Source organism: Streptomyces longhuiensis (assembly GCF_020616555.1).
GTDB classification, from domain to species: Bacteria; Actinomycetota; Actinomycetes; order Streptomycetales; family Streptomycetaceae; genus Streptomyces; species Streptomyces longhuiensis.
In genome coordinates, this window is record NZ_CP085173.1 from 6,311,384 (window position 1) to 6,325,316 (window position 13,933).

13 protein-coding genes are annotated in these 13,933 nt (G+C 70.3%); 7 read left to right on the top strand and 6 right to left on the bottom strand.

The genetic code is table 11. The features are described 5' to 3' along the window. Positions 1-259 precede the first annotated feature (259 nt). The 5 genes from LGI35_RS29220 to LGI35_RS29240 are packed head-to-tail and all read left to right on the top strand — an operon-like array spanning position 260 to position 6,021. Positions 260-3,148, top strand: a complete 2,889-nt coding sequence (locus LGI35_RS29220; protein WP_227297197.1) for a sensor histidine kinase — start codon at positions 260-262, stop codon at positions 3,146-3,148. Beyond that, entirely contained in the window at positions 3,145-3,648 is a 504-nt protein-coding gene (locus LGI35_RS29225; RefSeq protein WP_227297198.1) for a roadblock/LC7 domain-containing protein, read from the top strand. The genes LGI35_RS29220 and LGI35_RS29225 overlap by 4 nt, the downstream gene beginning before the upstream one ends. After that, positions 3,645-4,070, top strand: a complete 426-nt coding sequence (locus LGI35_RS29230; protein ID WP_375988989.1) for a DUF742 domain-containing protein — start codon at positions 3,645-3,647, stop codon at positions 4,068-4,070. Before LGI35_RS29225 ends, LGI35_RS29230 begins: the two co-directional genes overlap by 4 nt. Beyond that, the gene (locus tag LGI35_RS29235) at positions 4,051-4,734 is read left to right on the top strand and encodes a GTP-binding protein (protein ID WP_375988987.1); all 684 of its coding nucleotides are present in this window, start codon (positions 4,051-4,053) and stop codon (positions 4,732-4,734) included. Before LGI35_RS29230 ends, LGI35_RS29235 begins: the two co-directional genes overlap by 20 nt. 33 nt (positions 4,735-4,767) lie before the next feature. After that, positions 4,768-6,021 (top strand): styrene monooxygenase/indole monooxygenase family protein, encoded by a 1,254-nt coding sequence (locus tag LGI35_RS29240; protein WP_227297199.1) that lies wholly within the window; start codon positions 4,768-4,770, stop codon positions 6,019-6,021. Between the two features lie 285 nt (positions 6,022-6,306). Here the strand turns inward: LGI35_RS29240 and LGI35_RS29245 are convergent, their stop codons facing one another. From LGI35_RS29245 to LGI35_RS29265, 5 genes are all read right to left on the bottom strand, one after another. Further along, complete coding sequence (locus LGI35_RS29245) at positions 6,307-7,032, bottom strand: hypothetical protein (RefSeq protein ID WP_227297200.1); 726 nt, start codon at positions 7,030-7,032, stop codon at positions 6,307-6,309. Between the two features lie 800 nt (positions 7,033-7,832). Next, positions 7,833-8,984: a C40 family peptidase gene (locus LGI35_RS29250; protein WP_227297201.1), complete on the bottom strand. Its 1,152-nt coding sequence runs from the start codon at positions 8,982-8,984 to the stop codon at positions 7,833-7,835. Between the two features lie 161 nt (positions 8,985-9,145). Then, complete coding sequence (locus tag LGI35_RS29255; RefSeq protein ID WP_227300580.1) at positions 9,146-9,376, bottom strand: hypothetical protein; 231 nt, start codon at positions 9,374-9,376, stop codon at positions 9,146-9,148. A gap of 46 nt (positions 9,377-9,422) precedes the next feature. Further along, a complete protein-coding gene (locus LGI35_RS29260) occupies positions 9,423-10,148 on the bottom strand; it encodes a TetR/AcrR family transcriptional regulator (protein WP_227297202.1) in 726 nt (241 codons plus the stop codon). Between the two features lie 72 nt (positions 10,149-10,220). Beyond that, complete coding sequence (locus LGI35_RS29265) at positions 10,221-11,159, bottom strand: AurF N-oxygenase family protein (RefSeq protein WP_116510004.1); 939 nt, start codon at positions 11,157-11,159, stop codon at positions 10,221-10,223. 149 nt (positions 11,160-11,308) lie between these two features. Here LGI35_RS29265 and LGI35_RS29270 point away from each other — a divergent pair, with 149 nt between their 5' ends. Both LGI35_RS29270 and LGI35_RS29275 read left to right on the top strand, forming a co-directional pair. Further along, positions 11,309-12,418 (top strand): ferritin-like domain-containing protein, encoded by a 1,110-nt coding sequence (locus LGI35_RS29270; protein ID WP_227297203.1) that lies wholly within the window; start codon positions 11,309-11,311, stop codon positions 12,416-12,418. A 68-nt stretch (positions 12,419-12,486) separates the two neighbouring features. Then, positions 12,487-13,359, top strand: a complete 873-nt coding sequence (locus LGI35_RS29275) for a hypothetical protein (RefSeq protein ID WP_227297204.1) — start codon at positions 12,487-12,489, stop codon at positions 13,357-13,359. Here LGI35_RS29275 and LGI35_RS29280 read toward each other — a convergent pair. Continuing rightward, on the bottom strand, positions 13,340-13,900 hold the full coding sequence (locus LGI35_RS29280) for a DUF3291 domain-containing protein (RefSeq protein ID WP_227297205.1): 561 nt from the start codon (positions 13,898-13,900) through the stop codon (positions 13,340-13,342). The two genes, LGI35_RS29275 and LGI35_RS29280, sit on opposite strands and share 20 nt — an antisense overlap. Between the last annotated feature and the right edge of the window lie 33 nt (positions 13,901-13,933).

Consider the following 13,933-nt stretch of genomic DNA (forward strand, 5'->3'; position numbering starts at 1 on the left):
CGGAATGATCAACTCCGTCGGGGAGTGGCGGGGCATCTTGCCAAAGCCTGTGAGAGACGTCCAACCGGCGCCCCGTTCGGGCCCCGTGCCCATGCCACCGGGACTTGCTCCCCAACTCCCGCTCGATGTTCACTCCTTCGGGTGGCTGGCTAGGTGATGCGCGACCACTGCTCACCGGCACTGGAATGGTCTGGAGCCATACCAGGGGGCGCGCGTGTTGACAGATCGTCACCCGGGCCCATGGGTAGACGAGTCAGGAATGCGAGCACCGGTGCGGAAGATGCGGCCTCGACGCAAGGGCAAGCAAGCGGCCTCCGAAGCGGACGAGGGGCGCACGACGGTTCCCGCAGGATCCGCCGTGCACACCCCAGCGGGCAGCCCCGCCGACCCCGAAGGACGACGCACCGCGCGGGTGCGCAACCGGCTCATCGTCGCCGTAGCGGTCGTCGCCGCGGCGATCGCCGGTTCTGCCGCACCCGCCCTCATGACCGCGTCCGGTCAGGTCAGCGACTCGCAGGAGCTCGTCGACCTCGCGGCACGCACCCAGCAGACCGTCACGCTCTCCCACTCCCTGGCCGACGAGCGCGACGAGGTCACCGCCTTCATCGCCGCCGGGCGGCCCAAGGGACAGGGGCTCTCCGAGAGCCGCAGCGCCCGCGTCGACCGGCAGCTCGAAGAGCTCCGGACCGACGCCCCGGCCCCCCTGCGACGCGACCTCGCCGGCATCGCGGCCGTCCGCCGGGCCGCGCTCACCGGCAAGAGCAGCGCCCTCGAGGCGCACAAGGCGTACTCCGGCGCGATCAACGAGCTGCACGGCACCGCCGAGCAGCTCGCCGAGAGCACCCCGCCCCGCGCGGGCTCCGGGGCGCACGCCTTCGCCGACCTCGACCGGGCCGTCGAGCAGGCCTCCGCGGCGCGCGGGCTCCTGCTGGCCGCGTTCGCCGTGCCCCGCACCAACCAGACGTCCACGGTCATCGACCCGGTCACCGGACTCCCGAAGACGGTCGTCTCCCAGGACTCCGCCGACGGCAAGCAGCGCGACGCCCTGAGCGCCGCCGCCCAGCAGGCCCACGTACGCGAACAGGCCGCGCTCGCCGACTTCGAGGACGCCGGCCCGGCCGCGTCCGTCGCCTCCTACGACGCGACGGTCACCGGGCCCGACGTCACCAAGGCCGACAAGTACCTGGCCGCCCTCACGGACGAGCCCACGCTGTCCGCCGGCGACCTCGCGGCCAGTCCCAAGAACATCGACGCCGCGCTCTCCGCCCGTATCGACCTGATGCGCGGCGCCGAGTCGTCCCTCTACGACCGGCGTACCAAGGACCTCGCGCTGTTGCGCGACGACGACGTCACCGCGCTCGAGGTCCGTATCGCGCTGGCCGGTCTGTGCCTGCTCGTCGCCGTCGGCGTCTCGATGGCCATGGCCCGCACGCTGACCAGGCCGCTCGCGGTGCTCCGCCTCGGCTCGGCCCGGCTCGCCGCGGACCCGGCGAGCGAGGAGCCGGTCAAGTTCACCGGCCGCAACGACGAGTTCGCCCAGGTCGTACGGTCCGTCAACGCACTGCACGCGCACGCACTCGGCCTCCACGAGCGCCTCACCACGCTCGAGGCCGACCGCAAGCACCTGATCGGCCAGCGCGCGACCATGGCCGACGAGCGCGAGAAGCTGCGCGCCGAACTCGCCTCGGCCGCGGCCCACCTGGACCGGGTCCGGCACAGCATCCACGGCACGTTCGTGAACCTCGCCCTGCGCACCCTCGGCCTCGTGGAGCGCCAGCTCGGCGTCATCGAGAACCTGGAGGAGCGCGAGCAGGACCCCGAGCGCCTCGCGACCCTCTTCAAGCTCGACCACTTCGCCACCGTCATGCGGCGGCACAGCGAGAACCTCCTCGTCCTCGCCGGCGCCGAGCACGGCCACGGAAACCCCGGCGCCGTCCCGCTGGTCGACGTCGTGCGCGCCGCGGTCAGCGAGATCGAGCGCTACGAACGGGTCCGGATCTCCGCGCTCCCGCCGCACGCGCACCTCGCCGGGTTCGCCGCCGACGACCTCAGCCACCTCGTCGCCGAAGTCCTGGAGAACGCCACCTCGTTCTCGCCGCCCGACGCCTCCGTCGAGGTGTCCGGCTGGCTCCTGGAGAGCGGCGAGGTCATGCTCTCCGTCCAGGACGAGGGCATCGGCATGACCGACGAGCGGATGAAGGAGCTCAACGCCCGCCTCGCCGCCTTCGCGGACGACGAGATGTTCGACCCCGAGGACGGTGACGGACTCGGCCTCGGCCTGTACGTCGTGGCCCGCCTCGCCGCGCGCCACGGCGTGCGGGTGCAGCTGCGCGAGCAGAAGCAGGGCGGGATCGCCGTCGTCGTCGTGCTGCCCAGGGCGCTCCTCGCGGCGGCCCCCGCGGCGGCCGCGCCCCCGCGGGTCCCGGTGGCGGGCGCCGCGCCCGCCGTGCACCTGCCCGGATCCGAGGCCGAGGCCAACTCCAACGTCCTGAGCAGCCGTTCCAAGGACGGCCACGACCCGCTGATCGCCGCGGCGGAGCACGCCGTACGGGAAGCGGGGCCGGACGCCGAAGCGCCGCGGGCGCCCGAGGCGGACCCCGAACCGGCGCCCACCGAGCCCACGGTCCCGCCCGAGTCGCCCGCCGAGACGACCATGACCCTGACCGCGCCCATCCCCGCCGTCGATCCGGAGCCGGTACGCGCCGTCGACCCGGAACCCGTACCGGCGGCGGCCCCCGAGCCCGCGCCGCGGTCCCTGCACCTCGACGACGAGCCCGCGCACGAGCGGGTCGCCGACGAGACGGACGCCGCGGAGACCAGCGGAACCCCGGGCCTGCCCACCCGGCCCAAGGCCGACACGCCTCCCGCCCCCGAGGCGGCGGGCGAGCCCGCGATCCCCGCGGCCCGCACCTCCCAGTGGGAGCGCGTCACGGACAAGGGCCTGCCCAAGAGGACCCCCAAGATCTCGGCCCCCGCGCCCGCCGCGGCACCGCGCACCGGATCCGTCGACGCCGACGCCCTGCGCCGCCGCCTCGGCGGATTCCACCAAGGGGCCAGCAAAGGCCGGCGGGACGTCGAGGCCGAGATCGGCGGAACGGATCCGACCGCAGAACCCAAGGGGGACACAGTCGAGGAGGCAAGCAGTTGACTGCGCCCAGTCGCACGCCGAGTGCGTCCACCCCTGGATTCGGACTGAGCACCGAAGCCCGCAACCTGCACTGGCTGCTCACCAATCTGGTGGAGGAGGTGCCAGGGCTCCTCTCGGTCGCGGTCGTCTCCTCCGACGGGCTGCTCCTGCTCTCCTCCGACCCCGGCAGGAACAATGAGCGCCCTGCCGACCACAGCGGCGGGCCCAAGGGCTCCAGTGCCGATCTGGCCACGATCGTGTCCGGCGTCGGCAGCCTCACCATCGGCGCCGCCAAGCTGATGGACGGCGGGGGCGTCAAGCAGACCATGGTCGCGATGGAGGAAGGCAGCCTCTTCGTCATGTCCATCAGCGACGGCTCACTGCTCGGCGTGCACGCCACCCCGGACTGCGACATGAGCGTCGTCGCCTATCACATGGCGCTCTTCGTCGGCCGTGCCGGGCACGTCCTCACGCCCGAACTCCGCAGTGAACTGCGCCAGTCGATGGAGAACGCCAAGTGAGCAGCAGCATCACGAACCTCAGTACCGGCGGCCAGAAACTTCCCACCCGGGGCGGCGACCGCAAGCCGGCCCGGGTGCGCCCCTACTCGCTCACCGGCGGCCGCACCCGCTTCGGCCACGTGCTGCTCGTCGAGACGTTCGTCGCCGCGCTCGAAGCGCCCGAGGAACGCCTCGAGATAGGCCAGGGCACGCTCTCGACGCGGATCATGCCGGAAATGCGGGCGATCGTGGAGCTGTGCCGCCGCATGCGCACGGTCGCCGAGATCGCCGCGCTCCTGAAGATGCCCCTCGGCGTGGTCCGCGTACTGCTCAGCGACCTCGCCGACCAGGGAAAGATCCGCGTTTACGGAACCGGCCACGGCCCGGGCCAGCCGGACCGCGCACTGCTTGAAAGGGTGCTGAGTGGACTCCGTCGTCTCTGAAGGCGTCACCGAGGGCGCCACGCCCGCCTTCGTACCTGCCCAGCCGTCGTCCGGCCGTGATGCCATCGCCTTCGAGCCCCAGGAGGAGCTCCAGGCCTGGCAGACGGACCGCACCCGCGCCCCGATCGCCACGAAGATAGTGGTCGCCGGCGGCTTCGGCGTCGGCAAGACCACCCTCGTCACCGCCGTCTCGGAGATCCAGCCCCTCCAGACCGAGGCGCTGATGACCCAGGCGAGCGAGGAGACCGACGACCTCACCGCCACCCCCGACAAGACCACGACCACGGTCGCCATGGACTTCGGGCGGATCACGCTCGATGACGACCTGGTGCTCTACCTCTTCGGCACGCCGGGGCAGCAGCGCTTCTGGTTCATGTGGGACGACCTGGTGCGCGGCGCGATCGGCGCGGTCGTGCTCGCCGACACCCGGCGGCTGCCCGACTGCTTCCCGGCCCTCGACTACTTCGAGAGCTGCGGGCTCCCGTACGTCGTCGCCGTCAACCACTTCGACGGCTCCGACGAGTTCGCGGCCGCCGACGTGCGCGAGGCCCTGACGGTGCCGCCGCACATCCCTGTCCTCATCATGGACGCGCGGCAGCGCATCTCGGTCGTCGAGACCCTCCTGGCCCTCGTCGGCCACGCGCTCGACGCCACCCCCGAATAGCCACCACCCCTCAGCAGTAGAAGAGGCACCCGCATGCGGAAGATACTCGTCGTCGGAGCCGGTCAGTCCGGTCTCCAGCTCGCCCTCGGCCTCCAGTCGAACGGGTACGAGGTCACCCTGATGTCCAACCGCACCGCGGACGAGATCCGGTCCGGCCGGGTCATGTCCACGCAGTGCATGTTCGACACGGCGCTCCAGCACGAGCGCGACCTCCAGGTGAACTTCTGGGAGTCCCAGGCCCCGAAGATCGAGGGCCTCGGCGTCTCCGTCGCCGCCCCCGGCTCCTTCGACCCGGGCCCCTCGCAGCGCGCCATCGACTGGGTGGGCAAGCTCGACGGCTACGCGCAGTCCGTCGACCAGCGCGTGAAGATGGCCGGCTGGATGGAGACGTTCGCGCAGCGCGGCGGGCAGCTCGTCATCCACGGCGCCGCGGTCTCCGACCTCGACTACTTCGCCCGCACCTACGACCTCGTGCTCGTCTCCGCCGGCAAGGGCGAGTTGGTCTCGATGTTCGGCCGCGACGCGTCGCGCTCCCCGTACACCGAGCCGCAGCGCGCGCTGGCCGTCGCGTACGTGCACGGCATGGGCCCCCGCCCCGAGCACCCGGACTTCGACGCGGTGCGCTGCAACCTGGTGCCCGGCGTCGGCGAGCTGTTCGTCATGCCGACCCTCACCACCTCGGGCCGCGCGGACATCCTGTTCTGGGAGGGCATCCCCGGCGGTCCGCTGGACGCCTTCAAGGGCGTCAAGGACCCCTCGGAGCACCTGGCCCTCACCCTGGAGCTGATGGAGAAGTTCACGCCCTGGGAGTACGCGCGCGCCACGAAGGTCGAGCTGACCGACGCCAACGCGACCCTCGCGGGCCGTTACGCGCCGACCGTCCGCAACCCGATCGGGCGGCTGCCCGGCGGCGGCGCGGTCCTCGGTGTCGCCGACGTCGTCGTCGCCAACGACCCGATCACGGGCCAGGGTTCGAACTCGGCGTCCAAGTGCGCCGCCTCGTACCTCGACTCCATCGTCGAGCACGGCGACAAGCCGTTCGACGAGGAGTGGATGCAGTCCACCTTCGACCGCTACTGGGACACCGCGCAGCACGTCGTGAAGTGGACCAACGCGATGCTGGGCGTCCCGCCGGAGCACGTCCTCAACCTGATCGGCGCCGCAGGCCAGCTCCAGCCGGTCGCCGACCGCTTCGCGAACGGCTTCAACAACCCGGCCGACTTCGAGAACTTCTTCTACGAGCCGGAGAAGACGAACGCCTACCTGGCCTCCGTATCCGGGGCCTGATAGGGCTTTGACCAGTAACGTTGTCATCGTTACTGGTCGTTGCCGGCCGTCGTGGGCCGTTGCTTCACGGCCCACGGACGGCCCGGGCGTCAGGTGGTCGGAGTCGAGCCTGTCACGGCGATCCGGAGAGGCTGCCCGAGCGCTTCACCCAAGCCCCGGACACCAGCAGGGAGCGCTGGAGAAGGAGCGCGGCCCGGGACCGGCGCCATCCGTCGGGCGGAGAGGTCTACGGTCCTCGCGCGCCACGCCCTTCACCGGGTCCCTGACCGAGCCGGCGCCCCGGAACTAGAAGGGGGCCTGGATGCGGCTCTGGATTTCGGTGTCTCCGGTGGGTGGGTCGATGGGGAGTTGGATGCCGAATCCGTCGTCGTTGGGTGTGTTTGTTTCGTTGACGCCGTCGGGGTCTTCTGTGTAGTGCGTGCTGTTCTGGGTTTCGGTGTCGTCGGTGGGTGGGTCGATGGGGAGTTGGGTGCCGAATCCGTCGTCGTTGGGTGTGTTTGTTTCGTTGACGCCGTCGGGGTCTTCTGTGTAGTGCGTGCTGTTCTGGGTTTCGGTGTCGTCGGTGGGTGGGTCGATGGGGAGTTGGGTGCCGAATCCGTCGTCGTTGGGTGTGTTTGTTTCGTTGACGCCGTCGGGGTCTTCTGTGTAGTGCGTGCTGTTCTGGGTTTCGGTGTCGTCGGTGGGTGGGTCGATGGGGAGTTGGGTGCCGAATCCGTCGTCGTTGGGTGTGTTTGTTTCGTTGACGCCGTCGGGGTCTTCTGTGTAGTGCGTGCTGTTCTGGGTTTCGGTGTCGTCGGCGGGCGGGTCGACGGGGAGCTGGACGCCGAACCCGTCGTCGTTGGAAGTATCTCTTTCGTTGCCGCCGTCAGGGTCGTCATCCAAGGCGGCTGGGCCATGCTGCAGGGCTACCGGTGCAGCCATGGCGGTCATCGGCAGTGTCAGGCCGCCACCGGCCAGCACCACGGAAGCCGAGACCACCACAAGACGGCGATTCCAGGAACGCTTGGTCATCGGAATTCTCAATTCGGAATTGAGGAGTTCTGCATTCGCCTCGCATGGAAATCTGGGATATTCGCGGCTCCCTGTTGTCCGGGGCTGCCCCGACGGGATCTGCTTCCAATGAATCGGGCTGGAGGCCTCCCGGCACGTCGCGACAAGACGTGACTTGATTTGACCAGCGAAGAACCGGCGGCTTGGTGGGGGCTGAGCCGCCCGTTTGCGCGGCGGAAAATCGTTTCCCGAGGGGGCAGTCCAGATGCCGGGCGCCCACGGCCTATGGACGGACGGAAATTCGCCACACGCCCTCGTAGTCACGGCTCAGACGTGGAATGACATGCGCTCCGGCTCTTGATCGCGTCGTGGACGCGACCTCCCTGTCATCCGAGATCTTCTTATGCGGCGATTATACCTCCGCTTTACCAGCTCGATGGGCCGGCCGACCGGCTCTGCCGTCCGCAATGGCGATGCCGCATATGCGACCGGAAAGGCAATGAGGCATGGCTAATTCGTATTACGGAGGGCAGCGGACCATTGGCCACGGACTGGACGCCAGCCCCTTCGGCGGCCTATTCCGAAGGGCAGCGACCCGCAGCCCTTCGGAGCCTCAGAACTCCGACGGAGCTCTGACGATCGTCGCCCTCGCCCAGAAAGCCGGCGTCCCCCGAAACGCACTCACCCAGCGCCACCTGGACCTCAGAAACGACTTCTGTGCCCAGGTCAAAGCACGCGGCCACACGCCGGACCCCGAAGCCCGACGAGACGGACGCCCACCTGGCGTCCGTCTCCGGCTGATCCGCGGCGGGGCGCACCGGTCAGCCGGTGGGCGCCCCCGCGGCGCCGTATCCGGTGTCGTCACCGCCCGTCGCGCCCTCGGGCAGCGCCGGCGGGGTGTAGCCTTTCATCGACGTGGCGCCCCGGTCGGGGCGGACGGCGCCGAGCAGTGGGTTGGCCGCGATCGGTGACACCTTGACCTTCGCGCCCGGCCGTGGCGCCTGCACCACCAAGCCGTCGCCCAGGTACATCGCCACGTGCGTGGCCTCGGGGAAGTACACGACGAGGTCCCCGGGCCGCAGCTCGTTCAGCGGGACGCGGGGCAACCGCGCCCACTGTTCCTGCGATGTGCGGGGGATGACCTGGCCCGCGTGCTCCCACGCCTTCGACGTGAGCCCCGAGCAGTCGAACGACGCGGGGCCTTCCGCGCCCCACACGTACGGCTTCCCGATCTGCTGCACCGCGTACGCGAGTGCCGTGTCCCCGGCCCGCGACGGCGCCCGCCGCGAGCTGAGCGCGCCCGACGCCATGAACGTCCTCTGGGCCTTCGCCATCCCCGTGTTCTCCAGACGGGTCAGCTCGGCGAGCTGGTCCGGCCTGAGCGAGGTGAGCAGCTTCTCGACGGCCTTGAGGCGGGTCCGGACCGTGTCCCGTTCCTTCTTCTGCCGATCCGAGAGCCGGGTCTGCTCGGCGAGCGCCTTGCGCGCCCGGGCCGCCAGGTCGTCGGCGCGCTTCTCGCCGCCGACGAGCCGGTCCACGGTCGCGATGCGCTCCTGGGCCACGCGCCGGATCACATGGCCCTGGTCGAGGGCGTGCTGGGGGTCGCGGGCGAGGAGCAGGCGCAAGTACGGGGAGATGTTGCTGCTGCCCTGGTACTGCTCGCGGGCGAGGCGGCCGGCCGCGGTGCGGCTGTCGTGGAGCGAGGTGCGGGCCCCGGACAGCTTGCGGGCCAGGTCACCGGCCGTCTTCTGACGCTTCTTGAGCTTCTCCGCGGTCGCGTTGTACGTCTCGGTGGCCTTCTCGGCCTCCTGGTACAGGCGCTGAAGATCCGTCAGAAGTGTGGCGACCGACTTGCTGCCGGGCGCCGGAAGGGGGGCGGGGTCCGGTGCGGCCGCGGCGGTCGCGGGTCCCGGCGCCGCGAGCACCGAGGCCACCGTCGCGGCACAGGCCCACCGCAGAAGGCTTCCTGACACATCATCACCTCCGGTGCGGGGCAGCCCGTCCGTCCCGCACCGTGAGCATCGACACCTCCGCCTGCCCGCGCGTCTCCTGCTGGGCGGTTCGGCCCAAGGACCTCACCCTGCCGGGGGACTCCACGAAGGTGATCTAAGAAGGTGATCTACGTAGTCGGCCGCTACGGACGCGGCCTGGACCACGGCCACCGCAGGCCGCTGTCGTCGCGCCCCGAGGGGTCGTACTCGTACTTCCAGCGGCGGGTGAACCGGATCTTGCCGGGGACCATCGGCACCCGCCGGTAGATGAGCACCGTGCCCGCGGAGCCGTCGAGGCCCGGCACGGGGATGCGGTACACCTTCGGCGGATGCCCCGTGGGCCCGAGCAGCACGGGCAGCACCCGTCCGTCCATCGGCCCGCCGACGAACGGCGTCTCTTCGCTCTTCACGGCACCAGTGTCACAAGAGATGTGCCGCGTCACTCACCACGGGCAGCACCAGGCGCGCCAGCCGGCCCACGGGTCCGTCCTGCGTCTCCAGGGCCAGCGCGTGCCGCACCGCCCCGGCGGTCTGCGGGTCGCGGCCGGCCGTCGCCGTGAGGACCGCCATGAACTGGTCGACGAGCCCGTCGCGCAGCTCGTCGAGCGGCGGCTTCTTGTCCTCGTCCAGCCAGATCAGCGAGGCCGCCTCCACCGCCGTGATCCACATACGTACGGTCATCCGCAACCGGGGACCCGGGTCCGCCACGGCGAGATGGCTCAGGATGTGCTCGGCCGCCGCCCTGCGCACGCCGTCCACGATCGACGTCGTGCGTGACGTCTCCACGACGCTGCCGCCCTGGAGCAGGGCGGCGAACCCCATGTCGTGCTGGTCCACGAACCCGAGGTAGCGGTCGAGCGCCCGCGTGAGCCGGCCGCTCAGCGGACCTTCCTGCGGCTCCGCGAAGCACTTCTCCAGCTCGTCGGCCGCGGAGCGCAGAGCGGCCTCGTACAACTGCTGCTTGCCGCCGGGGAAGTAGCGGTAGACGAGCGGCCGTGAGACACCGGCCGCCTCCGCCACGTCGTCGAGGGACACCTCCTCGGGTGCCCGGTGCGCGAAGAGGGACAGCGCGGCGACGAGGAGCTGACTGCGACGCTCCTCGACGCTGAGCCGTCGGTACGCGCGGGTGCCGGGTGCCGAGGTCATGTCCCGCAGCGTAACCGGCTTTTCGTGCGGAGGTCCTGTACGGAGGCGCCCCGCACGGTCCCGGGCGCGGTCCTAGGCGAGCAGCCCGGACGACTTCCACAGCCTGCGTCCGACGCCCCGCATGACCCCGATGTCGTCCAGGAAGTCGGTCAGGCGCTTGGCGCCGGTCTGCATGATCTCGCGGCGGTGGCCGCTGGCCTTGACCTGCGCCAGCGCCTCCTTCGGGTCGAGCCCGGCCCGCTCGTAGGCCGCCGGGTTGTGGAACGCCGTGTAGATCACGCGGGCCGCCTCGCCACACACGATCCGGGTGTACGCCGCCTCGGCCGGGCCGCACGTCACCATCTGGCGGCGCAGTTCCTCGCGGGCGTAGCGCACGTGCCGCGCCTCCTCGATGACGTGGATGCGGGTGATGCCGCGCACCAGGGGCTGGACGCGCTCGTCCGGGAACGTCATCCGCTGCATCCAGTCGATGATCTCCTCGCCGAGCAGCGTGGCCGCGAAGGATCCCGGCGTCGTGGAGATCGTCTTGAGCACGCGCCCCAGGTTGTGGTGCACGCGCGGCATGGGGAAGCTCTCGCCGACGCTCCGCTTGATCATGCGGGCGAACATCATGGAGTGCCGGCACTCGTCGGCGATCTCCGTGAGGGCGTAGCGCACATGGCTGCTGGTCAGCGACTTGTCGTAGATGTGCCGTACGAGGAGCTGCATCAGGATGATCTCGAACCAGACGCCCATCGACGCCATGGAGGCGGCCTCGTACTTGGAGAGCTCGATGCGCTGCTCCTGCGGCATCCGCTTCCACATGGGGGTGTCGTAGAGCGAGCAGAGCTCCGGGGGCCAGTACCACATGCCCTCGACGTCGGGGGCGTCCCAGTCCAGCTCCTTGTCCGGGTCGAAGGAGTGCTTGGCGGAGGAGTCGAGCAGGCGCTCGGCCACCTGCTCGCGGTCCTTGAGCAGCCCGAGCGCGTCGCGCAGACCCTCGAACGCGTCGGCTTCCGTCACGGTCGTCATGGCTGTCCCACCTCGTCGTACGGGAAACGGGCTCCGCGGCACAGGAGTTACCGGCGGTCACGTCTTATGAGACTGCCTGTCAGCAAGGCCGTCAATCCCTTGTGCGCGACTTGTTGACCCGGTGTCCACGAGCGTGTGAGCCTGCCTGTATGTCGACGCATGAGCTGTACACCAGGGCGCCCGAGGAGCTCGGCTGGCAGATACCGGCGGCCGGCGCGGCAAGATTCAGCTGGGAGTACGACGAGGGCAGGGACCGCCTCCTCGCGCTCTACCAGAAGGGCAAGGACAAGCAGTGGGACGGCGCCAAGCGCATCGACTGGGACCTCGAGGTCGACCCCCACAACCCGCTCGGCACCCCCGACGAGGCGCTCACGCTCTACGGCACCCGGCACTGGGCGAAGATGACGGACCGGGACAAGGGCGAGCTGCGCAAGCACTACGCGTCCTGGCAGTTCAGCCAGTTCCTGCACGGTGAGCAGGGCGCGATGGTGTGCGCCGCCCGCATCGTCGAGTCCGTCCCCGACATGGACGCCAAGTTCTACTCGGCGACCCAGACCATGGACGAGGCCCGGCACGCGGAGATCTTCGGCCGCTTCCTGCACGAGAAGATCGGGATGCTCTACCCGATCAACGACAACCTCCAGTCGCTCCTCGGCGACACCCTGCGCGACTCCCGCTGGGACATGCCCTACCTCGGCATGCAGGTCCTCATCGAGGGCCTGGCGCTCGCCGCGTTCGGCATGATCCGCGACACCACGGACAAGCCGCTGCCCCAGCAGATCCTCGCGTACGTGATGCAGGACGAGGCCCGCCACGTGGCCTTCGGGCGGATGGCCCTGCGCGACTACTACAAGCAGCTCACCGACGCCGAACTGCGCGAGCGCGAGGAGTTCGTCATCGAGGGCTGCTACCTGATGCGCGACCGGCTGCGCGGCGTCGAGGTCCTGGAGAACTTCGGCATCTCCAAGGCGGAGGCCGAGGAGTACAGCGAGCAGTCCGAGTTCCTGGCCCTCTTCCGCCAGTTGCTCTTCTCCCGGATCGTGCCCTGCGTCAAGGACATCGGCCTGTGGGGCAAGCGCCTCCAGCAGGCGTACGTCGACATGGGCGTCTTCGAGATGGGCAACTCGAATCTCGACCAGCTGATGGCCGAGGACGAGGAGATCGCCGAGAAGCTCGACGCGGAACGCTTCGCGGCGGAGGAGCTGGAGCGCGTCGCGGAGGTGGAGTCGACGATCGGGGAGGGCGCGCAACTGCCCTAGGGCGTGCCCGGGGGCCCGTGGTGTCCGGGGCGTGAGGGCGTGTCACCCGCATGCAGTAGTTTGCTGACGTGTCCACGCCTCAGCCGCCCCAGCCCAACCCGTACGGCCAGCAGCCCCCGGCCGCGCCCTACGGCCAGCCCGGCCCCTACGGCCCGCCGCAGCAGCCCGGTCAACCCGGTCCGTACGGCCAGCCGGGCCAGCCGGGCCCGTACGCCCAGCCGGGCCAGCCCGGTCCGTACGGCCAGCAGCCCTACCCGGGCGGTGCCCCCTACCCCGGATGGGGCGGTGCCCCCATGGGTCCGCCGCCCAAGAAGCGGCGGGTCGGGATGATCCTCGGCATCGTCGGCGGTGCGCTCGCCGTCGTCGTCGTCGGGATCGTCGCGGTCGCCATGCTCGGCTCGGAGGTCGACAAGAGCTTCCCGAAGGCCGAGTACAAGCTGACCATCCCGAAGACCGTCCTCGACGGCAGGTACACCCTCACCCAGGATCTGTCCGGCACCCAGGGCAAGGAGATCGAGGACGAGGCGGACGGCGCCTGGGACGCGCGGGACACCAAGGCGGCCGTCGGCCAGTACGCCGCGACCGACCCCGCTCACAAGAACGCGGGCGTGGTGATCTCCGGCATGTACGGCCGCTTCAAGAACACCGACCTCGCCCGCAAGAACATGATGCAGGGCGCCGCCAAGAGCGACGGCGCCGAAGTCGCCGTGCCCGCGAAGGACTTCAAGCCGGCCGGCTCCGACGTCACCATCACCTGTCAGGTGCTCACCAAGCAGCAGGCGACCATCCCGATGTGCGCCTGGGCCGACGGGAACACCGGCGCCACCGTCGCCGAGATCACCCCCGAGATCGCCCTTGAGGACCCCTCGGACGTGGACCTCGACGCGGCGGCCGCGACCGCGGCGAAGATCCGCTCGGAGATCAGGAAGCCGATCGGCTGACGGATTCCGACTCCGACTCCGACTCCGACTCCGACTCCGGCTCCGGTTCGGGGCCGGCGTCGCCCGCCGGGAACGCCGTACGCAGAGTGAACGCGTACGGCGTCGGGCCGTGCGTCCGCAGATGGACCAGGCGTTCCTCCGCCTCCTCGAGGGTGGGCCGGTGCCCGGCCGGCACCCACCACAGAGCGGTCACCGCCTCGTCGAGACGCTCGAAGAACTCCCGGCGGCGCGCGAGCAGTTCACGATGCTGTCCCTGGTACATGAACGCCGTCAGCGCGTTCGTGTCCCGCCACACCGACATGTTCACGAGCAGCCACGCGTCGTCGAAGATCCGGAAGCTCGTCGCGTCCCCGCTGTCGTCCTTCAGGCGCCACGCGAACCCGTCCGAAGCGTCGGCGACGGCGTTCACCGGATCGAGTCCCTCCGCGAAGTCCCTCAGCTGCTCCGAGTCGAGCGGGGCGGTCAGGCGGCCGATGTTCACCTGGGCGAGTTCGTGGCGAGTCCCGTATTCCGTCGTCTTCGCAGTCCCGTTGTCAGTCATGGGCTGCACGATAGGCAGGGGGCGCGGCGCCGT

Coding starts and splice junctions, on each gene's coding strand:
- LGI35_RS29220 (WP_227297197.1), top strand. CDS start 260: ATGCGAGCACCGGTGCGGAAGATGCGGCCTCGACGCAAGGGCAAGCAA.
- LGI35_RS29240 (WP_227297199.1), top strand. CDS start 4,768: ATGCGGAAGATACTCGTCGTCGGAGCCGGTCAGTCCGGTCTCCAGCTC.
- LGI35_RS29245 (WP_227297200.1), bottom strand. CDS start 7,032: ATGACCAAGCGTTCCTGGAATCGCCGTCTTGTGGTGGTCTCGGCTTCC.
- LGI35_RS29255 (WP_227300580.1), bottom strand. CDS start 9,376: ATGGACGGACGGGTGCTGCCCGTGCTGCTCGGGCCCACGGGGCATCCG.
- LGI35_RS29260 (WP_227297202.1), bottom strand. CDS start 10,148: ATGACCTCGGCACCCGGCACCCGCGCGTACCGACGGCTCAGCGTCGAG.
- LGI35_RS29265 (WP_116510004.1), bottom strand. CDS start 11,159: ATGACGACCGTGACGGAAGCCGACGCGTTCGAGGGTCTGCGCGACGCG.
- LGI35_RS29270 (WP_227297203.1), top strand. CDS start 11,309: ATGTCGACGCATGAGCTGTACACCAGGGCGCCCGAGGAGCTCGGCTGG.
- LGI35_RS29280 (WP_227297205.1), bottom strand. CDS start 13,900: ATGACTGACAACGGGACTGCGAAGACGACGGAATACGGGACTCGCCAC.